Consider the following 24721-nt stretch of genomic DNA (forward strand, 5'->3'; position numbering starts at 1 on the left):
CATAATTTATGTATAATTTAAAACCCAAACACGTACTTAAAAGTAAAAAGATGGCTTTATTTGTCACATCTCTGGCAATTTCAGGTGCTCTAGGAACTGTAAAAGTATATGCAGCACCAGAAGTTGAGAGGTACAGCGGCATAAATAGATATGAAACAGCAGCCAAGGTCTGTGATGCGGGATGGGATACTGCGGATTATGCTGTAATAGTAAATGGAGAAAATTATCCTGATGCCCTTGCAGCAGCTCCCCTTGCAGCAAAATATGATGCACCTATACTTTTGACCGGGGCAGATACTTTAAATGCCTATACATCCTCTGAAATAAGCAGGTTAAATGTAAAAAATGTTTTTATAGTGGGAGGAAAAGGCGTAGTATCCCAAAGTATAGAGGATTCACTAAAGTCAAGAGATATAAAAGTTACAAGACTTTCAGGGGATGACAGATATGAAACAGCCCTGGCAGTGGCTAAAAAGGTGGGTAAATCCAAGGAAGTAGTCCTTGTAAATGGAAATGATTTTAGAGACGGCATGACCATAGCTTCCATAGCTGCCTTAAAAGAAATGCCTATAATATTGACACAGGGCACATATATGCCAGCGGATGTTAAAAAATATTTAAACAATACCTCTAAAATGGATCAGGTATATGTAGTGGGAGATTCAAATACCATAAGTGATGGGGCTATAAGCAGTCTTTCCAATGTGAAGAGAATAGGTACGGGCAATGCCTACAATAAAAATGTAAGTGTCATAGAAGCCTTTGCAGGGGAAATAGATACAAGCACTCTTTACATAGCCTCTGCTAAGGATTTTCCTGATTCTCTGGGAGCATCAGCACTGGCATACAAAATCTCATCACCGGTATTGTTTGTGGATAGTCCCATGGATCAGGCTACTGCAACTTTTCTAAAAAATCATATAGTTAATAAATTAAAAGTACTGGGAGGTTCAGGGGCCATAAGTTATGATTTAGAAACTATTGCTAGAAATTTGCCTCTGGAGGTAGGAAGCACAAATAATTTTACAGATACCATATGGCAGGATGAAGAATATACTCCAAGATCCACTGTAGTGGTAATTGCAACAGATGGAAGTAGAAAGGAAGTTCCTGTGGAGTGGAATTTAACCAATATAAACACCACAAAACCTGGAATTTATACTTTTACGGGAACTTTAAGCGGTAGTGACAAGACTGTATATACTACCCTTACAGTAAAACCCCTTCCCTATAAAATTGATAACTTAACTGAAACTGCAAGTAGTAAAGCAAGTTATAAACTGCCAACTACTGTTCCTGCCCAGATGACAGATGGTACTACAGATGAAGTGGCTGTAAACTGGGATTATGGAACGCAATCTGGAAACAAGCCGGGAGTCTATATATTTAATGGCACAGTGGACAAGTACAGTAAAAAGGTTAAACTTACTTTGACAATTACTGCAGGTTCTACAAAAACCATAAAGAGTATTGCAAATATAAAGGTAACTAGAGCTAAAAAGTCTGATTATACTCGCCCAACTACAGTAAAAGCTATAATGAGTGACGGCTCTACTGAAAGCGTGGCTGTGACCTGGGGAAATGAAACCAAGTATGGTACTGGAGTATATACCTATGAAGGAACTGTAAGTGGATACAGCAAAAAAGTGAAACTTATGCTTATAGTTACAGGAGAAGGAGGAACTGATCCAAATGATCCAAACTATCCAGATAATCCTGATAACCCGGATGATTCAAAAGATTTAGGAGAATTGGATGCTATAATGCAGGACGAGTCTTATCCAACTACAGTAGAATATCCTGAAGGAACAAAAAATTATGTGGCAGTTACTTGGACAGAGGCCGTTAGTATTGATTCTAATTTTGAGGATAGTAGTGAATATATAGATGACTGTAGGATTGCCAAGTTTACTTTAAAGGGTACTTTAAAGGATGGCACAGAGGTAAAAGCCACCATAGGAATTATACCGAGAATTGTTACACTTAATGTAGATGGCGGCACAAGCAATGTACCAGCTATAGTCATAAATGTTGACAGAAGTGATTATCCAAGTGGAGTGTTTAATATGAGTGATTTATCAGAAAGGATAAATGTAGTTATAAAGAAACCGGATGGTACTAGAGAGGCAAAGAAGGTACATGTTCTCCTATGGAATCCACCAGTTATAGATATAAGTGATTCAAATACTTATTATGTTACGGCAACTATAAAATATTATAGTTCACCGGTAACAGTTACAATTAGAGTCACCGATTAACTATTATTGGATTAGGATAGTGTAATGTTGAATTTAGCATATAATTTGTCATATTGGTTATTATAAGTTTTTCTAGGGATTAGGTGGAGATAAGTATTTATCATAAGTAAACTCCATCTAAACCTCTAAATCACTTGATAAAAGAGATATTTTGTTAATTTTCTTTAATATATACATGGAGGTGGGAAAATGAATAAGATAAAAATGTTGGTAATTACCTCAGCTGTTATACTTGGAACAAGTTGTACCGTTAAAGCTGTATTACCAGCAAATTCTATCGTAGTTGGAAGTAATGTTTATAATTTGACATATTTAACTACACATTCAGGTGTTATGCAGACAGTAAATGATGAGATAATGAATAATTTAGGTTCTATATATTACGTAGGTTCAGATGGAAATGCAATGGATATATTTACTGGCTCTACGGTAAGTGACAGCCAAATAGCCGCTAAATCAGGAAATACGCTGACTTATACCACTCAATATGGAACAACACAGAAAATACTTGCAGATGCCAGTGGAGAGTTTCAAACTCCAACAGATCAAAATTCTACTATGTATGCCATAGCTAATATAAATTATAAACAGCTTTCAGCAGGGTTTTATGTATTTAATTTTAAAATAAGTCAACTTACAGGGGTAAGTAATGCGGCATATTTTAGGGCAGCAAATAGCGGATTGGTATCTTTAACAGATACGGCAACCTATGTAGGTGCACTTTCTTCAGGAGATCAAATTCATATATATGCCAGTGATGGAATTACTGAACTGGCCTTTGGCACAATAGGGTTAAATACAAGCAGTGGCACAACAGGACAGCAGAATCTTAATATTACACTTACTTCCACAGTAGCAACAGATCCGGCAGACGAGTCAATTAAAGGCAATACTGCTGTAAATATAGTTAATACAGGAATTGCGGCAGTAGATGAAAACAATCAGTGGATTTATTACAGCAATACAGCGGATAAGAATAAGCTTTACAGGCAGAGTGTAACAGGCGCAGATAATTATGTTATAAGTGATGACAATGTAAAGTACATTAATGTAGTTGGAGACTGGGTATATTATAGTAATTATGATGATAATGGGGCAATTTACAAGGTGAGAACAGATGGTACCCAGAGGCAAAAATTAAATGATAATATGGCATCTTATATTAATGTAATCGGCAGTAAAATTTACTATATAAATAATTCTGACAGGGCGAGGATATATGTTCTTGATTCACAGGGAGAGAGACAGCTTATTGGGGATTCGGCATCTGCATTAAGTGTTACAGGAAATTTCTTATTTTATATAAATCAATCAGATTGAAATAAATTGTATAGTTATGATATATCAAATGCTACAAAGTATAAAATAAGTGATGTAAAGACTAAATTTATAAATGCTACATCAGATTATCTTATATTTTATACCGGATTAGATGGAGTTTTGTATAAATCCACCAATTCTGCGGGACAAACTGCCATTCCAATGTCTGTGGTTACAAATATAGCTCAGAAGGCTTCAAGTACCGGTATCAGTTACAAATCCACCAGTGATATACTAACTATATTGTGTGCTTTAGATGATGATAATATTTATTACACAAGTAATGCAGATAAAGGTAAAATATACAGATTAGATCAAACTGGCAATGGATATAAGCTGGTGGATGATTCTGCAGATTATATGAATATAATAAACAGCATTCTTTATTATATAAAAAATGGGAAAGCATATACTGCATCTTTAACTGGCAGCAGCAGTCAGAAGGGGACAGCTGTGACAAAGCCGAAGCTTACCGTGAAAGTATCTTCTATAGAGCCACTACCTTCATTTACAACATCAGATATAAATACTTTTAGTTTTCCAGATAGAGTTTCCTGTATAATGAGTGACGGAAATATACAAGAAGTTGTAGTTAATTGGGATAAAACTATACCAAGTCCTAAAAAAGGAGTGTATACTTTTAAAGGAACTTTATTGGGATATGGAAACAAGGTTAATATATCTGTGGTGCTGGATTCTGGTACTATAGATGTTACAAATAATAATGTTGTAGTTACAAATAATGTAGGAAGTACTGATACAGTAGCTGTATTTAACTTAACTCCGGGAGATATTATTGGCGTATATAATGATTATACAGCTACAAAGGCACTGAAATCAGCAACTGCTGATGCCAATGGCAATGTTAATATTACTGGATTGAATTTAGATGCTAGCGGTGGATACTTATATTTAACTATAACTAAAAGTGGAAAAGCTGAAGGACAAAAGATTACAGTACCTTATGGTCCGGAAGCTCCAACAAACTTTACAATAGATGCACAGAATGGTAAAATTACTGGACTAAAATCAGGGTACAAGTATAAAGTTTATCTAGATAGCAAAGATAGTAGTGGAAAACTGCCTAGCATAAGTTCAGCCAATCTTTTGAATAGTACACCACTTTCTGTAGATTCCAGCGGAACTATAAGTATAGATTTAAAAACACCGATAGGAAATTCTACAAGTCTGATGCTGAGACTTGTTGCCGTTAGCGATACTACATCGGCTTCCAGCAATCCATCAGCTGCAGTAGAAGTAGGAAAACAAGTTGTTCCAGATTATGTATCCACAGATTTGAATCTTGGAAGAATTACAGGAACTACTAATTCCATGCAGTATAGTTATGATGGCAGTACGGGGTGGACTGACTGTACCAATGGAACTACTCCTATTTCCATGACCAGATCATTACAGGTATTTGTTAAAGTGAAGGCTAATGGACCTTATTTGGAGAGTGAGTCTAAACAGCTGCCACTATTCCCGGCACCTGTGGTAACAGGAACTACAGATGGAAGTACCTATGCTACAGCACCTACCATAGGCTGGCCTGTGGATGATACAAGTACGAGTACAACTTATAGTATAAAACTAGAAAAAGGAACAACTGGCTCTGATGGTAGCATAACCTATTCAACTAATGGTGTGACACAACCGACAGCTACTGTAGTAGGCAGTGTTAATACTTATAATCTGGCAAATTCTATATCTTCATCATCAGTAATAGGGGATAACTACAGATTAACAGTAACAGCAACTAGAAATTCTGGAGGACAAACAGGATATGCTGAAACAATTATAAACTTTGTAGTTAGCTCTGCTAAACCAGCACCAGTTAATATAACCTTTACTGAAACTCCAGGAACTAAAATATGGAATGACAGCAATAGTGATGGTATAGTAGATTCAGGAGAAATAGTAGATGTTACATCTTCAGATCCATTAACTTATTATCAGGCAACACCATCCTGGAATGATGTGGCTGGAACTTACAGTACAGCTACTATTAAAATGACACACACTGCATCAGGCAATGAGGGAGCTGTAAAATACCAGGCTCTAATATCACCGGTACCAGCTGAAGTAGCTTTTGTTAAGGGAACTACCATAACTCAAAATGGACAATATACACTTAAAATCATAACTACCAACAGAGAAAACGGAGCAATTACTGAAACTACTAAAAATTTTAGAGTTCAAAATATTGATAGGGCACTTTCTCCAACGGTAGAGAATGTAACTGAAGGAGGCGTTTATACAAGCCTTACAAATGGAATAAGTATAGTGGATAAGACAAATTGTATAACTACGTCTACTATAATGAGAGATGGATATATAACAGGATATACTCCAGGTACTGTATTAACAGTTAATGGAAATTATGTATTGATTCTGAATACAACCAATAATATAAATGGAGCTACCACTGAAAAGAGGATTACATTTACAATAAATAGTGGAGCTACAGCGCCAACAGGAGTTGAGTTCTCATTTGATACTAATGCTCTTACTAACGTTACTACAGATGAAGAGTACAGCTTAAATGGAGGAGGGTCATGGACTCCAGTAACGTCATCAGGTGATCAAATACTTACATCGTCTGAAATAAATATATTAAATAATGATCCTAACAATAAAATTTTAATCAGATATAGGGCTAATAGAAGTACACCAGCTTCGGCTCCTCAAATTATTACTTTAACTAAACCAAATGCACCAAGTGGAGTTACATTCTCCTTTGATGGAACGGATGCAGGTAAATTGAAGAATGCAACAACTCACATGGAGTATTCCTTAAATGGAGGAACTAGTTGGACAGCTATTACTGGTGATAGTCCAAGTTTATCATTAGAAGTATCCAGTATTACAGCTTCTAATGATATAAGAGTACGTATAAAAGCAGCGGGCACTAGTAAAGCATCAGATCCACAGATTATTGATATTATTCAGGCTGCACCGCCAAGTGTAACATCCTCTATAGGTACCAGTGGAGATGTAACAATAAATGGTGCAACATCGTCAATGCAATACAGCAGAGATGGAGGAGGTACGTGGATAGATGCTTCATCATCAATATCCATTTCTTCTATGTCAGCAGGTGATACTATTCAGATAAGAAATAAAGCATCAGGTACTGCAATGGCAGGAAGTCCTACTGTTATAACTGTACAGGCATCACCAGCGGCTGTTATAGACTATTCAGCAGAGCAGATAACAGGCGTTACCAGTGCCATGGAATGGTCAGAGGATGGAACTATATGGACACCTGTCAGCGGAACTTCAATTAACTTAAGAAATATTATATCAGCACATGGTTCATCTAGTAAAGTTATATATGTAAGAAATAAAGCAACTTCCACAACATTAGGATTGAGTAAAACTGTAACTGTTGATGCAAGACCTGAGACACCAACAAGTATAGATGTTTCAGCAAGTTCAAGCCCAGAAAAAACATCAATAAATGCCGCTACCACTTTAGAATATAGAATAGTAGACAGTGTCGGTACTGTAAAACAGGATTGGACAGAGGGAACGGGAAGTTCAGAAGAGAGCACAGTAACAGTAATTGAAGGCGATAAAGTTCAAGTAAGAGTTAAAGCAATTAGTGGAAGTTCTTTTGCAAGTGATTACTATGAGCATTCATTGACAGCGGCACAGATAGGGAGCTAATGCATCACAACGGGTGAGGAATAAGATCATTATAAGTATAAAAAGGGGAGGGGATACCTTCCTCCTTGATTAATACTCAAAAGGGGGAGGAAAAATTGAATAAAGTTATAAAAAAAGCTGCTTTTATTTTGATATGTGCAGTGATTTACTCTATTTCCTGCGGTGTATTCAGTGTTTCGGCAGCAGAAGATGTTAATGATATGGGAACTAGGGTTATAAGCAATGTGAATAAAATATGGACGGTAAAATTTAAATCACCAGTAGACATTGATTCTTTAAATAATAGTGTCAGTATAAGAGATGTTACTGGTGGAGCCGATGTTGACATAAGTATTTCTGCAGGAGAGGATGAAAATTCTGCAAGTATCAATCCGCCTTCCGGGGGATATAAATTATCACATAACTATACGCTCACTATAGATAAAAGTGCTAAATCTAAAAGTGGACAGAGTTTGCCAAAATCCGTTATATTGAGTTTTAATGTAGCTTCTAAGGATAATAACGGATATACTGCTTCAGCCAACATAACAGTTTCTCCAGTTCTTCCTATATTTAAGCAAATAAATGTGTCTACTGATTTACCTTCTGCTGCCAAATATAAGATAGAAGGTAATAATAACTTATTTGATGTTGGAAGTAATATGGTTTTATTTGCATCACAAGACACAGTAAAAGTTTATCTATATGATAATAAACAAAATCTGTTGGGTACTTCTACACTGGATGTAAGTGCCACTAAAAATAATATCAGCATGAATATAACTTTGGCAGATTAAATGTTATAACAAGCGAAAAAAGAAAAACTATTGTAAATAGAGCAAAAAAGACATATAAATGGCAAGGCATCTTAACTTGTCATTTATATGTTTTTATATGGCTAATAATCTGGAAATATGCTATAATAATCCTGTCTTATTTGATATACTGCTAATTAGTGAAGCAAATAGAAATACTTCAATCAAGTGATTCTTGGGCTCAGGTGGAGTTTGCTTATAAGGTCTACCTTTCTCTCCAGCTGAACCTTATTAACAGTATTCTTAGTGTCTTTAGCACTTAGAATACGTTATCCTTTAGGGGAAGAACTTATCCAGGGGCGTAGCAGTGCTTATCCCCCACTTTGAAGAAGATGGGGGTGTTAGCAATGGTAGCCTTCGGATAAAAATAATCAGGTATCAAAATTATTGATTTTTAAAAGAAGTATAGAATGTTTTGTAAATATAGATATTAAATACAGGAAGGAGAATGCAATTATGAAAAAAGTGAAAATAGCGTTAATGGGACTTGGAAATGTGGGAACCGGGGTTTGGATGATCTTAAATTCCAATAAAAAAGAGATAATGAAAAGATCCGGCTATGACGTGGAAGTGGCAAAAATTCTTGTGAGAAATAAAGATAAAAAAAGAGATGTAGAAGTTCCAGAGGAAATTGTAACTACAGATTTTAATGATATATTAGAAGATGATTCAATTAAAATTGTAATTGAAGTTATGGGTGGAATAGAACCTGCCAAAGAATACATGTTAAAGTGCATGGATAAAAATAAACATATAGTAACTGCAAATAAAATGCTTATTGCAACTGAGGGAGATGAGCTTTTTGAAAAAGCCCATGATAAAGGGGTGGTATTTAATTATGAGGCCAGTGTGGCAGGAGGTATTCCTATAATAAAGGGAATAGAAGAGAGTTTGACTGCCAATAAAATAGAAGAATTTTATGGAATAGTAAATGGCACTACAAACTATATTTTAAGTAAAATGCAGCTGGAAAAGTTGGATTTTGATGTGGCTTTAAAACAGGCCCAGGATATGGGATATGCTGAAGCTGATCCTACTTCGGATATTGAAGGATTTGATGCCCAGTATAAACTTGCAATACTTTCATCCTTAGCTTTTGGAACAAAGGTGGATGTAAATAATGTATATAGAGAAGGTATTACAAAAATTGAATCCATAGACATGAAATATGCTAAAAAATTTGATATGGTAATCAAACTGCTCGCCATTGCAAAAGAGAGTAATGGAAAACTTGAACTTAAAGTGCAGCCTACAATGATTCCGAAGGAACATCCTCTTGCAAATGTGCATGATTCTTTTAATGCCATATTTATAAAGGGAAATGCAGTGGGAAATCTGATGTTTTATGGAAGGGGAGCAGGAAGTCTTCCAACAGGCAGTGCTGTGGTAAGTGATATTGTTGCCATATTGAGAAGCAATGTAGATGTGGCAAATTACAGCCATATAGCACAGAATGACTTGTGGCACAGGGAAATACAAAATATTAGTAAAAGCCAAAGTAAATTCTATATAAGAATCACTGTAATAGATCAGTCGGGAGTGCTTGGAGAAATAACAACAATTTTAGGGAAATACAATGTAAGTCTCCGTTCTGTAATACAAAAAGGTGAAGAAAATTCCAAAGGTGAGGTAACAATAGTATTATTTACCCACAAGACCAGTGAAGCAGATGCCAATAGTGCAGTTGAGAAGCTTATAGATTTAAAATCAGTAATTACAATAGATAATGTTATAAGAATAGAAGACTTTAAAAGTTAATGGTTTAGAATTAATAGTTAAGAGTTAAGGATGATTTTCTTCAGTGAAACTTCATAAAATCCAACACGTCCCATTAAAGTTATGCTTTAATGGGATGTGTTCCTTAAAAGTTTTTCACAACAAAGTTGAGAAAAACTTTCCTTTATTCTTAACTCTTAATTTTTAACTTCTCTGTAACATAATTTTCAAATATTTTCCCCTGTTTTTTATCCATACCACTGATATTATTTAATTTATAAGGTATTTTTAACTGGTCATATTTATTTATCCCCAGTGTATGATATGGAAGAATTTCAAAATTATCTATTTTATCTAAACATATATAACTGCGGATTATATCTATTAATTTGTCCATAGCCTTATAGCTATCTGTAATTCCAGGTACCATTACATGCCTTAACCACAATTGGCAATTTGAACTATTGAAAGCCTGTAAAAAGTTATAAAATTCTTCTATGGAGCTACCAGTTAAATTTTTATATCCCTCTTTATCTGTATGCTTTATATCGAGAATTACAAGGTCTGTATATTTTAAAATTTCTTCATAGTTTCCCTTTCCAAAACCTGAAGTATCTAAAGCTGTATTTATATTATTTTTTCTGCATAATTTTAAAAATTCAAGTAGGAATTCAGGCTGCATAAGTGGTTCTCCTCCAGAGCAGGTAACTCCTCCACCGGATTTTTCAAAATATACCTTAAATTTTAATACTTTTTTTATAAGTTCGCTGGCCATTATCTCCATACCCTCATCCATAATCCAGGTATCTGGATTATGGCAGAAGGCACATCTTAATCTGCACCCTTGAAAAAACACAACTACTCTTATTCCGGGACCGTCCACAAGCCCCATAGTTTCTATGGAATGAATTTTTCCCATAAAATCACCTTTAAACTCTTTGGTGGAAGGTTCTTTTGATTACTTCTTCCTGCTGCTGCCTTGTAAGTTTTATAAAATGAACTGCATATCCTGAAACACGTATAGTCAAAGTTGGATATTTTTCAGGATTTTCCACAGCATCTAACAGAGTTTCACGATGCATTACATTTACATTTAAATGGTGTGCTCCTTTTGAGAAATACCCGTCTAAAATGGAAACCAGGTTATTTGTTCTTGTATTTAAATCTTTTCCAAGGGCATCCGGTACAATGGAAAAGGTATTTGAAATGCCATCTTGACATACGGAGCGGTAAGGTATTTTAGCTACTGAATTTAAAGATGCCAGAGCACCTTCCCTATCTCTTCCATGCATTGGGTTAGCACCTGGTGCAAAAGGTTCTCCTGACTTTCTTCCATCTGGTGTAGCCCCGGTTTTTTTGCCATACATTACATTTGAAGTTATGGTAAGTACGGAAAGAGTATGCTCTGCATTTCTATAAGTTTCAGTTTTTCTAAGTTCCTTTATAAATTTATTTACAATTTCAACAGCTATATCATCTACTCTGTCGTCATCATTACCGTACTTTGGAAAATCTCCTTCTATTTTAAAATCCACTGTTATACCCTGTTCATTTCTAATTGGTTTAACTTTTGCATATTTTATAGCACTTAGTGAATCTGTCGCCACTGAAAGACCTGCTATGCCGCAAGCTAGGAATCTGTGGACCTTAGTATCGTGAAGGGCCATAAGTCCTGCTTCATAGGCATATTTATCGTGCATATAGTGAATTGTGTTAAGGGCATTTACATATAATTTTGCTACATATTCAAGCACTTTGAAATAATTTTTCTTAACTTTTTCATAATTGAGAACTTTATCTTCCATTTTTTCTATATGCGGTACTATTTTTTCAAAGGTTTTTTCGTCCGAGCCACTGTTAATAGCATATAAAAGGGATTTTGCAATATTGCATCTGGCACCGAAAAATTGCATTTCTTTTCCTACAGCCATGGCAGATACACAACAAGCTATGGCATAGTCATCTCCATATACAGGTCTCATAATGTCATCATTTTCATATTGCAGTGCATCTGTTTCAATAGACATTCTACTGCAGTATTTTTTAAAGGGTTCCGGCAAGTTTTGAGACCATAGTATTGTTATATTTGGTTCAGGGGCAGGTCCTAAGTTTGTAAGGGTATTTAAGAATCTATAGGAGTTTTTAGTAACCAGTGTTCTTCCATCTATGGACATACCACCTATGCATTCAGTTACCCAGTTAGGATCTCCTGCAAATAGTTCATTATAGTCTGGAGTCCTTAAATGTCTTTCCAGCCTGAGTTTTATTACAAATTGATCTATAAGTTCCTGGGCCTCCTGTTCAGTTATAATACCTTTCTTAAGATCTCTTTCAATATAGATATCCAAAAATGTGGAAACTCTTCCAAGAGACATTGCTGCACCGTTATTTTCTTTTATACCTGCAAGGTAACCAAAATAAGTAAATTGTACAGCTTCTTTTGTATTTTTAGCCGGATTTGAAATATCTATTCCATAACTTTCTGCCATATTTTTAATTTCATTGAGAGCTTTTATCTGTTCCGCCACTTCTTCTCTCTGTCTTAGTATATCCTCCAGCATATTAGGACTTTTAAGGGTTTTTAAATCTTTTTTCTTCTCTTCAATTAAATAATCTATTCCATAAAGTGCCACCCTTCTAAAGTCACCAATTATTCTTCCTCTTCCATAGGCGTCTGGAAGTCCTGTTATAAGACCTACATGCCTTGCAGCTCTTATTTCTTCTGTATATGCATCAAATACACCTTCATTGTGGGTTTTTCTGTATTTTGTAAATATGTTGTCCATATTCTCATCAATTTTGTATCCATAATCAGTAAGGGCATCTTTGGCCATTTTTATTCCACCAAAAGGGTTCACTATTCTTTTAAGTGGTGCATCTGTCTGCAGTCCTACAATAACTTCATTTTCTCTGTCTATATAGCCAGGTCTAAAATTATCGATTCCAGATACAGTATGTGTATCTACATCTAAAACTCCACCTTTTTTAATTTCTTCTAAAATAAGTTCTTCAGATTTTTTCCATACTTTTTTAGTTTTTTCTGTAGGGGAGGTTAAAAAACTTTCATCTCCCGTATAAGAAGTGTAGTTTTTTTGTATAAAATTTCTTACGTCAATATTTTCTGTCCAATTTCCATAATTAAAATTTTCCCATTCTTTTTTCATAAAAGCCCCTCTTTTCAATAATATTTTTATAATTTGCACAAGCTTAAATATTTGGATTAAAGTTTATTCTAGTTTTATATTAATCAAAAAGACCGCCTGGACTTTTTGATTGCCCAGGCGGTCGGCTTTTAAAAATCGTACTCCCCTGTGGTTAAACCCACTGCCGCCGGTTATACGATTCGCTTAAACTCAATTCTATTACTTCATTAAAATATCATATTTATAACGTCCTGTCAACGTAAATTTTATGTCTATTTATTACTTTCCCAATTTTTTAGAACCATGATTTCTGCAGTGAATCCATCCTGCATATTCAGGATTATTTTCATCTATACTTAAGGCTTCTTTTTCAGCTAAATATTTTTTTGCATTATTTCCGTATATTTTTCTATCCTTACCAATTGGACAAACTTTTATGCATACTCCACAGGGATAACAGTATGCACTTTTAAGTTTAGCATGATATTCTGCACACTTTTTTTTATCCATATCAGCAATAAGATTTTCTGTAGTTTTTAAGGAAGAGGTAGGGCAGCATTTTTTACACATTTCGCATTTGATACAAAGATCTTTGCTAATGACTGGGTCAGGTGGAATCACAGCACTAGTTAAAACAGAAACCAATCTTACTCTTGGCCCAAATTCTTTTGTTATCAAGGTATGATTATATCCAATAGTACCAAGTCCAACATATTTACCGGCTAATACCTGCGAAAAAGCTGCTTCCGGTTTTTTAACAAGAACAGAAATATCTCCATAACAATCTCTAGGAAAGTAAAATGCATTATATCCTAGTGTATTTAAATAATTAGAAATTTTATAGGCAGTATCATCCAAAATTCTATTTGATGTATTATATAATTCTGAATAAACAACTGAGGGGGTTGTTTCAAGCATTGGTAAATATATTTGAATTTCAAATACAATAACCGTGTTTACTTCCGGCCATATATTTTGGGGATAATATTCTGGAGCAGTTTCTTTATATTTTTCCCACCTTTCTACAGGGGAGAATCCAATAATATTCATACCTAATTCCTTTGCCCTGTTTGTAATGTCAAATTTTAGTTCATAACTTTTATCTGAGAATTTTACCATATCATTCACCTCGTAAATTGGGATTTTATAATGAACTGTGTTTAGTAAACTAAACGTATATCTATTTTTTAACTATGTTATCTATGAATCAAACTCTTTCCAAAAAATTAATTTAGATTCCAGAAAGGATAAAATAAAATTTAATACAATTCCTAGTATAGATAGTAATACTATTGCACCGTACATCTGAGAGGTATTAAATGTTTCTTGAGAATTATTAACTAAGAAACCTAGTCCTGATTGAGCTCCTATCATTTCGGCTGCCACTAGAACCATAACGGCGTAGGCACTTGCAAGTTTAATGCCTGTTAAAATAGAAGGAATTGAACCAGGCAATACAACCTTTATAAAAACCATAAGCCTTCCAGCGCCCATAGTCAGCACAGATTTTGTATACAGTGGGTTAACACCTTTTACTCCACTAATAGTATTTATTAATATTGGCCATAGGCTGGCCCAAAATATAATTGCTACTTTGGATACTTCACCAATGCCAAAAAATAAGATGAAAACAGGGAAAAGTGCTAATGCGGATATTTGCCTGAAGAGTTGCAAAAAAGAATCCAGTAGAGATTCTATAATTTTACATCTGCCAATAAACAAACCAAGGGGGACTGCAAATACAATGGCCAGAATCAATCCACTCATAATTCTTTTTAGACTTATTAATAAGTGTACCTTAAGTTTTCCAGTTTCTGCTAATAACAAAATGGAGTTCATTACTGAGGTTGGAGTACTTGTATAGGTTTTTTTCAGTACTCCAATTTCAGGTAAAATCTGCCATAAGATCAAGAATAGTATTATTAGTAGATTTGAAAAAATAAAAGAATAAATTTTTGAAATAATTAATTTAGGCAATTTCATAATTATCACATCTCTGATTATTTTTAGCGTCAGAACCTGTATTCACCTGGTCGCTAATTTCAGACCATATTTCTTTTCGTAATCTTTGAAATTCACTATCATCATGGCTTCGTGGATAAGGAAGATTAACATTTAGTGTTTTTACTATTCTACCGGGATTTGATCCCATTATAATAATTTCATTAGATAAATATATAGCCTCATCCACACTATGGGTTACAAAGATAATGGTTTTTTTAGTCTTTTCCCATATGCCTAGTAACTCCTGCTGTAAAATTTCTCTGGTTTGTGCATCTAATGCTGAAAATGGTTCGTCCATTAAAAGTACCTTGGGATCATAGGCAAGGCCTCTTGCTATAGCCACTCTTTGTCTCATACCTCCTGATAATTGACCAGGATAATATTTTTCATATTTAGAAAGTCCTACTAAATGTATAAACTTTTTTGCCAACTCTTTTCTCTTTTTTTTAGGTACTTTATTTATTTCAAGGCCAAGTTCTACATTTTGCAATACAGTTCTCCATGGAAGAAGTGCATATCCTTGAAATACCATACCTCTGTCACTTCCGGGCCCCTTTACTTCATTTGAATCAACTAAAACATTTCCTTTAGTAGGATTCACTAATCCCCCTATAATATTAAGTAATATGGACTTCCCGCATCCACTGGGTCCAACTATACATACAAATTGCCCTTCTTCGATATCAAGATTTATATCTTCCAATACTTTAATATTAATTTTTTTATTATTAGGGTGTTTATAAAATTGTTCAATATTTTTTACCGATATTTTATTCAAAATTTCCATCTCCTTATAACAAACTAACTAATGAGTTCTTATTTATAGGCAGCTATTTTTGATTAAGTGTAAGCATAGTAAACATTAACGTGATATTTACTATGCTTACGGAAGGATATAATAATTTTTTATTCAATATTTTATTGTTACATATTTATCCGAAGGCTACCATTGCTAACACCCCCATCTTATTCAAGTGGGGGATAAGCACTGCTATGCCCCTGGATAAGTTCTTCCCCTAAAGGATAACGTATTCTAAGTGCTAAAGACACTAAGAATACTGTTAATAAGGTTCAGATGGAGAAAAGTAATCCTTATAGGCAAACTCCACCTGAACCTAAGAATCACTTGATTATTGGGATTTACTGTAGGGATTAAATTCATTTGTATATAAGTCGTTAACCTTAACTTTATCTGATTTTAATTTGCCATTTTTCTCTAAATAATCCACCCACCATTTTACTGACTTTTGTGGAATGATTTGGTGTTCATAATAATTCCATGCTTCAACATCATCCACCTTAATTCCCAATTTATTAGCTATAATTTGTTTCCCTTCACTTTCATGATTTTTGGACCAATCTGCTGCTTTAGCTACTGCAGTTACGAATCCTTTTACTGCCTGGGGGTTCTTTTTAATAAAACCTTCGTTTGTAAAATATGGACACATACCACTTATACCATCCTCTAAAGCATAATCATTAACTAATTCTTTTAAATTCGGATTTTTAAGAGCTTTTTTAGTATATGGAGCATGTACAATTGCAATATCTACTAAATGTTGCTCTACAGCTTGTTCTTGTTGAGAATCCGGTAACACAACGAAGTTTACATTATTAGGATCAATATTTTCCTTTCTTAAAAATTCTCTTGTAACAAATTCTGAACATGCTCCAAATGAGTTTATTGCAACTTTTTTGCCAGCAATATCTTTAATACTATTTATGCCACTATCTTTTCTAACTATATATCTCATATGAGGATAATTAGCTAATGATTGAGTTCCTGCTGCAACTATTTTAAGATTTGAACCTTGAGCATTAGCCATTGCAACTAAAGGAGTATGTCTTAATCCAAAGTCAATACTTCCTGATGCAACTGATGGAACAATTTGAGCTGCTGGTATTTCTCCCACATATTTAATTTTTATTCCCTGTTCTTTAAAATATCCCTTTGAATCAGCAATATACACTGCATCATACCATTGAGTATTGGGATATTTTATTATGATTTCTTTTGAATTTGATGTATTTTTGCTGTTAGTGTTATTTGACTTAGAACATCCAACTGTCCCTAAAGATAATATTGCCGTTAAGACTAAAATTAATAAATTTTTCATGTTCAATTTTCCTCCCATTATTAAATAACATTAGCATAATTTAATATGGGCATAGCGCTATACTCCATTATGTAAATTTTTACTTGAATTGATTAGTCATAATATTTATGAGTATTTTTAATAAAAATTCACGTAAAAATAAATTTAGTCTCCAGTATTTCTGGTGAACTGAAATGTATTAATATATTTATTTTGTAAAATAAAAAACTTTCTTGTAAAAACGAGATACAAGAAAGTAGATTTTCTCAATTCTCATCTTTCAGGTAATTACCTGTAGGAATTAGCACCTTTAAATAAAATTTAGGTTGCCGGACATCATAGGGCCAGTCCCTCCGTCTCTCTAGATAAGAAATATATTTAATTAGCATTATGATATCAAATAAAATATACTTTGTCAATGAGAAGATGAAAAAGCAGAATGCACACTAAGAAAAAATAAGAACCTAGTAGGATCCACGGTCAGGCTTTAAATGTGGACAGTTATTATAAATAATTTAGTTTCCAATTTGTATATCTATATATAATGAAAGGCTGCCGGTAGATGTAAATAATAGTATTATACATGGACATCTATTATCTGTAATCATGACAGATAATGATCTTATCTGCCGCTTCTGACCAGTTTGTATTTTCTAAATTAATATTACCTTCACTTATAGTTTTATTGAGATCCAGTAAGAATTCTGCCATAAAATTAAATGTACTTCCCTCATTTTCTTTACTTTCAAACCATATATTTCTATTTATAATTTTTACCAGTTCTTTTGATATTAAAAGTCCAAGGCCTGTAGTAGAATGATATTTACTGTGAGGTGGCTGATGGCAAATAAATTTTTTGAAAATTTGATTTTTAACTTCCTCTTTAATGCCCATACCTGTATTTTCTATGGAAAATTCTAAAATTACTTTTTCATTGTTTCCATTATAAACTTCCATAAAACTTATTGAAATTGTATTATTTTTATGGTAAGATTAAACAAATTAAGGGAAACGATGAAATACGCACTTTAATTCGGGCATCCTTGTGTGTATTAGAGTTAGTGATGCAACCGGCCCTGTGTTCATAAATAGCATTTATGAATACGGGGTCTTGTTTTTTAAAAATGGAGAGTGGGTTATGGATATTTATTATGGTATTGTTGTTTTAATTTTTGGGGCTATAGTGGGAAGCTTTTTAAATGTTTGTATATGTAGAATACCTAAAGGTGAGTCCATTGCATATCCACCTTCACATTGTATGAATTGTAATAAAAAAATTAAGGTGTATGACCTAATTCCTATAATAAGTTATGTAGTTTTAAGGGGAAGATGTAGATATTGTGGTAAAAAAATATCTTTCAGATATCCTGTCTTGGAATTTATAACAGCAATATTTTATCTATGTGTTTATATTAAATTTGGTATAAGTATAGAATTTGTAAAATACATAGTATTTATAAGTATTATGATCGTGATAGGAATGATAGATTCTGATACTAAAGATGTTTATTTTAAAACTACAGGAACAGGTATAGCTGCTGGCATAGTATTTTTAGGAATATATTTTTATAGGGGAATGCCTATAAAAACCTACATTTATGGAGGAATATTGGCAGGAGTTTTTTTATCTTTAATTATCCTTATAACTAAAGGTGGCATGGGTTGGGGAGATGTGGAAATTTCAGTGGTATGTGGCCTATTTTTGGGGTTTAAATATACAATAGTTATGTTGTTTATGGCTTTTATTATAGGGGCGGCTGCAGGAGTAATTCTCATCTTGCTGAGAAAGAAGTCTAGAAAGGATTATATTCCCTTTGGACCATTTATGGTTATAGCTTCTGCAATTACAATATTTCTTGGAGAAGGTATTATAAAATGGTACTTATTTAGTTGCTTATAAATGGAAAAATTATTTTTGAGAAGATGTGTTAGTTTAAGGGGTGATGTGATAAAGTTGAATCCAGTGATTCTTAATAATTTAGACAATTTTCTGCTTATTTTTTAATTTTAATTAAGGGGGATAAAGATATTATGGAAGTGATAAAAAAGAAGAGGGGTTTTACACTGATTGAGCTTATGATAGTTCTTGCTATTGTAGCTATACTGGCTGTGGTTTTAGTACCTAAATCCCAGATATTTAAAAATAATTCTAAAAATGCAGGGGTTACAACTAATGTCAATACTGTAAGGGCATATCTGGAAACTAAGGCTAGTAACGTAGGAGGCAATACTACCTATTTAAATAAGGCAGAGTTATTAAACGAATTTAAAGGAGCTTTTGTCACAGGCAATACATCAAATCAGTTATTCAATCCATTTACTAATAAGAATGGTACAGGGAATGCATATGAAGTTATTGATAAGACAAATACTAGTCTTACCGATAATAGTAATGAAAAAACTGTAAAAAGTCATGCAGGACTATCCAATCCTAGCGCTGTCAAAAAAGGAGAAGTTATAGTGGTGGTATATAAAAATGGGTACGGCGTAGTAGGAGCTGATAGTGGCGGAAGTGCCACCCAGGCATTTATAGTTCAATAATTTTAAGGGAGAACATGTTTTGTCGTGTTCTCCCTTGGTATAATAAAACTATTAACGAATATAAGGAGTAGATTTATGTCAAAGATAAAAAAACGTCTGGGAGAAATTCTGGTAGATGCAGGAGTTATAACAGAAAAAATGCTACAAAAAGCCCTTATTTTACAGAAAAGCACAGGCGAAAAGCTTGGTAAAATACTTGTAGACAAGGGTTTTATTACCAATGAACAGATAGTAGATGCTATAAAGCAGCAACTTGGAATACCTCTGGTGAATTTGGATAATATCAATGTAAGGCAGGATATTATAGATATTATACCGGCAGGTATTGCAAAAAAATATGAAGCTATTCCCATAGATATTATGAATGGTTCTCTACTTGTAGCCATGAGTGATCCCCTAAATTATTTTGCTATTGAAGATATAAAGATGGCCACGGGATATAATATTAAAACAGCCATAACTTTAAAAAGCAGTATTCTGGACAACATTGAAAAATATTATGGAAAAAGTAAAGCCCAGGAAGCGGCACAAAATTATAAGAAAAACTTTTTGCCTCAAAAGACTGTAGTGAAAAAAGAAATAATAGACGAAGCGGCTGCTCCAATTATAAAATTTTTGAATACCATAATTGAAAATGCAGTTCTATATAATGCTTCGGATATCCACATAGAACCATATGAAAAGAAAATGAGAGTTAGGTTTAGGGTAGATGGTGCCCTGCGGGAAATTATGAGGACGGATATAGATATGCTTTATCCTGTAATAAGTAGAATAAAGATAATGGCTGGCCTTAACATAGCGGAAAATAGAATGCCACAGGATGGAAAAATTAATTTTAAAGTGAAGGAAAGAGATATAGCCATCAGAATTTCTGTAGTTCCTACGATTTTAGGAGAAAAAATTGTAATGAGATTGTTAGATAAAAGCAATTTTTCCATAGAACTTGAAAAAATTGGTGTAGAAAAAAGTGAATTGACAAAAATAATGAAGATGATATCAAATCCTTATGGTATAATACTGGTATCAGGACCTACTGGAAGTGGCAAAACCACAACTTTATATTCTATGTTAAATGTATTAAATGATGTGACCAAAAATATAATAACCATAGAAGACCCTGTAGAATACAATTTGAAAGGCATAAACCAGATGCAGGTAAATACTAAAATAGGATTTGATTTTTCACATGGTTTGAGAAGTATATTAAGACAAGATCCTGACATAATACTTGTAGGTGAAATAAGGGACAATGAAACTGCAGAAATATCTATAAGGGCTGCACTGACAGGGCATATGGTATTATCAACTATTCACACAAATAATTCAGTGGGAACTATAGGCAGATTACTGGATATGGATATAAAGTCTTTTCTCATATCTTCTACACTGTCAGGGGTAGTGGCACAAAGGCTTGTAAGAAAAATATGTCCAAACTGTGGTGAAGAATATACCAGTGGTGAAAGAGAGATGAGATTATTAGGAGTTGATAGTCCTGTTAAACTGAAAAAGGGCAAAGGGTGCAGTCTGTGTAACGATACCGGCTATAAGGGAAGGATAGGTATATTTGAGGTACTTGAAGTAGATAAGAATGTAAAAAATCTTATAGATATGAATTCTAATGAAAGTGAAATTAATAAAATGGCTCTTGAAAAGGGTATGAATACTCTAAGAAAATCATGTATAAATAAAGTTTTAAATGGAACCACTACCATAGATGAAATGTTAAAGGTCACTTATGGAGAACTTGTTTAGCTTTTAATACCAGATTGCTTTGACGTATTATTTTTAAATACATTGTGGAAATGGTTAGGAATAATATTATGAAAAAATTTGTATGTAAATTTTGGAATGATGAATTTGAAATAATAAAAGAAGAAATAGAAGAGGAAAATGCCAATGCAGTAATTGACATTTTAAAAAATAGAGGTTTAAAAATAATATATGTAAAAGAAAAATTTACTTTGTCTTCATTTGAATTTTTTAATAAAAAGTTTAATGAGGAAATTTTGGCTAATTTTTGCGGAGAGACTGCCATGATTTTGAATTCTGGAGTAAATCTTTTATCAGGACTTGAGATAATGGGAAAACAGACTAAAAAACAAGATATGAAAAGAGTAATTTCAAGAATAATTGAAGGTATAAAAAAAGGAAATACTTTAGCTGAATCTATGAAATCCTGCGAAAAGTTCCCTAAACTACTGATTGATATGGTTATGATTGGAGAAATCAGCGGAAATGTTGATACCATCTCTTATAACTATAGTTGTACTGGGTATTATGAATTTTTTAAATAACAATTATTTATATATAAGTGCAAGTATAATTATTTTAATAATTGTTTTTAAATATATAAGTACTATTCCAAAAGTGGCATACTTTTTGGGCAAAATTGTTTTAAAAATTCCAGTTTTAGGTGATGTGAAAAAAGATTTAATTACTTCCAGGTTTACTAGAAGTATGGGTATATTTTTAAAATCTGCAGTTCCTATTATAACCATAATGGAAAATATAAAGTTTATAGTAGACAATCAGTTTATAATGCAAAAAATAGAAAATGTGGAAGATCAGCTTATGAGCGGCATAAAATTTGCAGATTCCATTGAAAATGAAAAAATATTTGAACCTCTTGTGACACAGATGATAAAAGTAGGGGAAGAAACAGGAAGGCTTGATGAAATGATGTTTAAATTAGCTGATATATATGATGAAAAAGTACAGGTGGGTATTAACAGATTTATGTCCCTGGTTGAACCTGTTTTAACTTTAATTATAGGTATAGTTGTAGGATTGGCTATACTTGGTATGGCATTACCTATAATGAAGATTACACAGGAAATGAAATAAAATGGAGGTAACTAGATGTTTTCCAAAATTTTGTTTAGTTTCAAAGAAAATTATGCTGATGTAGCTGTTATATCAAAGAGGATAAACAAAATAAAGATAAAAAAGGTGGCAAAAATAGAACAAAACAGTGAAAATATCTCTGGAGGAGAGCCTTATGCTGATGAATATAATTTAAATAAAATTAAAAACATTAGAGAAAAATTTAAAATTAGAAATAAGACTGTAGGTATAATTTTAAATTGGGATAATATTGTTACAAGAGTTATAGATGTACCACTGATGAATAAAAAAGATTTAAAAAACTTTATAGAAAATAATATAGAAGAATATTTTGCAGTTAGTATGAATGAGTACTGCAGTGATTATGAAGTTGTGTATATAGATAAAGAACATAAAAAAGGCAAAATGTCTATCATGTTAACAGTTGTGCCCCGGATAAAATTAAAAAAAATAATGGAGTTTGTAAAATATTGCGGACTGATTCCAGGGTCTATAGGAATATATCCCGACTATATATCAAATTTATTTTTAGATACAGATATCAGCACAGCAGTTATAGATGTAAATAGCAGAAAATCTACTTTAACTATACTAGACAAGGGAAAAATATTTCTTTACTCTCATATTTCCAGTGAAAATTATCAAAAAATGAAGAGAATTTCAGTGATATATTAGAGAATGTAGAATATTTCTTCAATTTTTATTCTGCAAGGCATTTTGGAAGTAAGATTGAAAAGATATATATTATAGGAGAATTCTATAATAATGCTAATTTATACAATTTTATTAAGGAACAAACTTCCATAGAACCTATAATGGGGATGAATGCTAAAATGTCAAAAATGATTAAAAATAGCCCTGTGGATGTAAATATGTATGGTGATATACTAGGGTATTTTATACCAGTGAAAAGTGTGTATAACAAAAAGATAGATTTTATTGATAAATTATATAGAAAAAATAAGAAAAAAATATCTGACAATGGGTTTATTGTAATAGAAATGATAATATGTGCTGTAATAACATTGATTATAGCAGTAGGAGCATTTATATACAATAAAGTGAATTTGTCAAAGTATGATACATCGGGTATAGATTCACAAATAGCTGCACTGAGTAATATACAAAGGGATTTAGACAGTGTGGAACAGCAGAGAAAAGAGTATGAAGAGAAGTCCAATAATATGCAGAAAATATATAATGATGAATTTAATTATATGATAATACTTGATACTTTAAGACAAGGATTGCCTCAAAATATTACAATAAAAAGCATTACTTTGGATAAGGATAATGTAAATGTTGTATTTGATGTAAATAATAGTACAATAGACGGCGCTAGAGTGATTGTAGCTGTAAACAAAATGAACATATTCGAACCTGTTGAACTGTCTCAAATAAATCTTAATAACAATGTAGGGGAAATTACACTTAATCTAAAGATATTAGATTCATATAAAGGTGTGAACACAAGTGGAGAAAAATAAAAGAGATTTAATGGTTTTAATAGCAATATTGTTTATAGGGGTTAACTATGCCAGTTATACTTATTTTATAAAGACCCAGTTAAATAGTGCAGAACAGGCTAAAAATAAGTATATTAATCAAAAACAGGAATTAAGTAATATCAAATCAAAAAAGCAATCTATTTATATCAAACAAAAAGAAGTAGATGAACTCAAACAGAATACAGCAGATTTTGATAATATAGTTCCCGTTAAAGTAGACACCCCGAAGCTTATATATGATTTCTATAATGGATGCCAGGCATCTGGAGTTACGGGGCAGAGTATTTCCTTTCAATTATTAAATAGCAGCAGCAGTGGAACTTCTGGAGAGACTTCTGAGGAATCCGATGATAATACAAATAATGAGACAAACACCAATGAGGATAATTCCAAAGGAAAGTTCTATACCCTTACCATAGATTTAAAAATAACAGGAAATAAAGCAAATGTGGAAAATTTTATAAAAGGACTAAGCAATATTACTGACAGAAAGATTAATGTTAAAAGCATAACCATATCTTCATTAGAAATTTCAAATGATGAATCAGATGGGCAAAATCAGTCTTCTCAAAATAATATTCCAGATAATGTAATAGGTAATAATTCACAGGAGGATAAAGATAACACCAAAACAGAGACTGATAATAGTCAAATATCCAATCAAATTTCTGCAAAAATCATTTTTTATGAATACATACAGGATAAAAAAGATGGCAAGGATGATTCAGCAGGGGATTATGCATTTTATGATAGTGAGAAAGAAGGATTTAATAGTATTTCCGATATGTTTAAGTAAATTGTAGAATATGATAATATGAGAGGGTGAAT

At 32.9% G+C, this 24721-nt stretch carries 20 protein-coding genes and 3 riboswitches; of the genes, 13 read left to right on the forward strand and 7 right to left on the reverse strand.

Annotated features, from left to right (window positions below):
• The first annotated feature begins 8 nt into the window (after window positions 1–8).
• The 5 genes from AB3K27_RS06065 to AB3K27_RS06085 all read left to right on the forward strand — a co-directional run bounded on the left by AB3K27_RS06065 (window position 9) and on the right by AB3K27_RS06085 (window position 9799).
• Window positions 9–2258 carry an Ig-like domain-containing protein gene (locus AB3K27_RS06065; RefSeq protein WP_368490344.1) on the forward strand — a complete coding sequence of 750 codons (2250 nt, stop codon included), beginning with the start codon at window positions 9–11 and terminating at the stop codon, window positions 2256–2258.
• A gap of 189 nt (window positions 2259–2447) precedes the next feature.
• A complete protein-coding gene (locus AB3K27_RS06070) occupies window positions 2448–3578 on the forward strand; it encodes a DUF5050 domain-containing protein (RefSeq protein WP_368490345.1) in 1131 nt (376 codons plus the stop codon).
• Between the two features lie 6 nt (window positions 3579–3584).
• Window positions 3585–7247: an Ig-like domain-containing protein gene (locus tag AB3K27_RS06075; RefSeq protein WP_368490346.1), complete on the forward strand. Its 3663-nt coding sequence runs from the start codon at window positions 3585–3587 to the stop codon at window positions 7245–7247.
• Between the two features lie 95 nt (window positions 7248–7342).
• The gene (locus tag AB3K27_RS06080; RefSeq protein WP_368490347.1) at window positions 7343–8023 is read left to right on the forward strand and encodes an Ig-like domain-containing protein; all 681 of its coding nucleotides are present in this window, start codon (window positions 7343–7345) and stop codon (window positions 8021–8023) included.
• A 474-nt stretch (window positions 8024–8497) separates the two neighbouring features.
• Complete coding sequence (locus AB3K27_RS06085) at window positions 8498–9799, forward strand: homoserine dehydrogenase (RefSeq protein ID WP_368490348.1); 1302 nt, start codon at window positions 8498–8500, stop codon at window positions 9797–9799.
• Between the two features lie 148 nt (window positions 9800–9947).
• Here AB3K27_RS06085 and pflA read toward each other — a convergent pair whose 3' ends face one another.
• The 7 genes from pflA to AB3K27_RS06120 all read right to left on the reverse strand — a co-directional run bounded on the left by pflA (window position 9948) and on the right by AB3K27_RS06120 (window position 17957).
• Window positions 9948–10676 carry a pyruvate formate-lyase-activating protein gene (gene pflA, locus AB3K27_RS06090; protein ID WP_368490349.1) on the reverse strand — a complete coding sequence of 243 codons (729 nt, stop codon included), beginning with the start codon at window positions 10674–10676 and terminating at the stop codon, window positions 9948–9950.
• Between the two features lie 10 nt (window positions 10677–10686).
• Window positions 10687–12921, reverse strand: coding sequence for a formate C-acetyltransferase (pflB, locus tag AB3K27_RS06095; protein WP_368490351.1), 2235 nt, complete (start codon window positions 12919–12921; stop codon window positions 10687–10689).
• Window positions 12922–13025: 104 nt separating this feature from the next.
• A riboswitch (ZMP/ZTP riboswitch) is annotated at window positions 13026–13105 on the reverse strand.
• A gap of 74 nt (window positions 13106–13179) precedes the next feature.
• Window positions 13180–14019 carry an epoxyqueuosine reductase gene (locus tag AB3K27_RS06100; RefSeq protein ID WP_368490352.1) on the reverse strand — a complete coding sequence of 280 codons (840 nt, stop codon included), beginning with the start codon at window positions 14017–14019 and terminating at the stop codon, window positions 13180–13182.
• 81 nt (window positions 14020–14100) lie between these two features.
• Window positions 14101–14883, reverse strand: coding sequence for an ABC transporter permease (locus AB3K27_RS06105; RefSeq protein ID WP_368490353.1), 783 nt, complete (start codon window positions 14881–14883; stop codon window positions 14101–14103).
• Window positions 14870–15682 (reverse strand): ABC transporter ATP-binding protein, encoded by an 813-nt coding sequence (locus AB3K27_RS06110; protein WP_368490354.1) that lies wholly within the window; start codon window positions 15680–15682, stop codon window positions 14870–14872. The genes AB3K27_RS06105 and AB3K27_RS06110 overlap by 14 nt, the downstream gene beginning before the upstream one ends.
• Before the next feature lie 352 nt (window positions 15683–16034).
• Window positions 16035–17021 (reverse strand): ABC transporter substrate-binding protein, encoded by a 987-nt coding sequence (locus tag AB3K27_RS06115; RefSeq protein ID WP_368490355.1) that lies wholly within the window; start codon window positions 17019–17021, stop codon window positions 16035–16037.
• A gap of 249 nt (window positions 17022–17270) precedes the next feature.
• Window positions 17271–17372, reverse strand: a riboswitch (SAM riboswitch).
• A gap of 222 nt (window positions 17373–17594) precedes the next feature.
• Complete coding sequence (locus AB3K27_RS06120) at window positions 17595–17957, reverse strand: ATP-binding protein (RefSeq protein WP_368490356.1); 363 nt, start codon at window positions 17955–17957, stop codon at window positions 17595–17597.
• A 41-nt stretch (window positions 17958–17998) separates the two neighbouring features.
• A riboswitch (cyclic di-GMP riboswitch) is annotated at window positions 17999–18085 on the forward strand.
• Window positions 18086–18138: 53 nt separating this feature from the next.
• Between AB3K27_RS06120 and AB3K27_RS06125 the strand changes: the two genes are divergently transcribed.
• The 8 genes from AB3K27_RS06125 (at window position 18139) to AB3K27_RS06160 (ending at window position 24689) form a co-directional block, all read left to right on the forward strand.
• Window positions 18139–18900: an A24 family peptidase gene (locus tag AB3K27_RS06125; protein ID WP_368490357.1), complete on the forward strand. Its 762-nt coding sequence runs from the start codon at window positions 18139–18141 to the stop codon at window positions 18898–18900.
• Between the two features lie 131 nt (window positions 18901–19031).
• On the forward strand, window positions 19032–19541 hold the full coding sequence (locus AB3K27_RS06130; protein ID WP_368490358.1) for a type II secretion system protein: 510 nt from the start codon (window positions 19032–19034) through the stop codon (window positions 19539–19541).
• 75 nt (window positions 19542–19616) lie between these two features.
• Window positions 19617–21293, forward strand: a complete 1677-nt coding sequence (locus AB3K27_RS06135; RefSeq protein ID WP_368490359.1) for a GspE/PulE family protein — start codon at window positions 19617–19619, stop codon at window positions 21291–21293.
• Between the two features lie 68 nt (window positions 21294–21361).
• Entirely contained in the window at window positions 21362–21835 is a 474-nt protein-coding gene (locus tag AB3K27_RS06140; protein ID WP_368490360.1) for a type II secretion system F family protein, read from the forward strand.
• Window positions 21777–22385 carry a type II secretion system F family protein gene (locus tag AB3K27_RS06145; RefSeq protein ID WP_368490361.1) on the forward strand — a complete coding sequence of 203 codons (609 nt, stop codon included), beginning with the start codon at window positions 21777–21779 and terminating at the stop codon, window positions 22383–22385. Before AB3K27_RS06140 ends, AB3K27_RS06145 begins: the two co-directional genes overlap by 59 nt.
• A 15-nt stretch (window positions 22386–22400) precedes the next feature.
• Window positions 22401–23060, forward strand: a complete 660-nt coding sequence (locus AB3K27_RS06150) for a hypothetical protein (protein WP_368490362.1) — start codon at window positions 22401–22403, stop codon at window positions 23058–23060.
• A gap of 158 nt (window positions 23061–23218) precedes the next feature.
• Window positions 23219–23872 carry a hypothetical protein gene (locus AB3K27_RS06155; protein ID WP_368490363.1) on the forward strand — a complete coding sequence of 218 codons (654 nt, stop codon included), beginning with the start codon at window positions 23219–23221 and terminating at the stop codon, window positions 23870–23872.
• Window positions 23859–24689 (forward strand): hypothetical protein, encoded by an 831-nt coding sequence (locus AB3K27_RS06160; protein WP_368490364.1) that lies wholly within the window; start codon window positions 23859–23861, stop codon window positions 24687–24689. The genes AB3K27_RS06155 and AB3K27_RS06160 overlap by 14 nt, the downstream gene beginning before the upstream one ends.
• The last annotated feature ends 32 nt before the right edge of the window (window positions 24690–24721 follow it).

This window comes from Clostridium sp. BJN0013, assembly GCF_040939125.1.
Lineage (GTDB): Bacteria > Bacillota > Clostridia > Clostridiales > Clostridiaceae > Clostridium_B.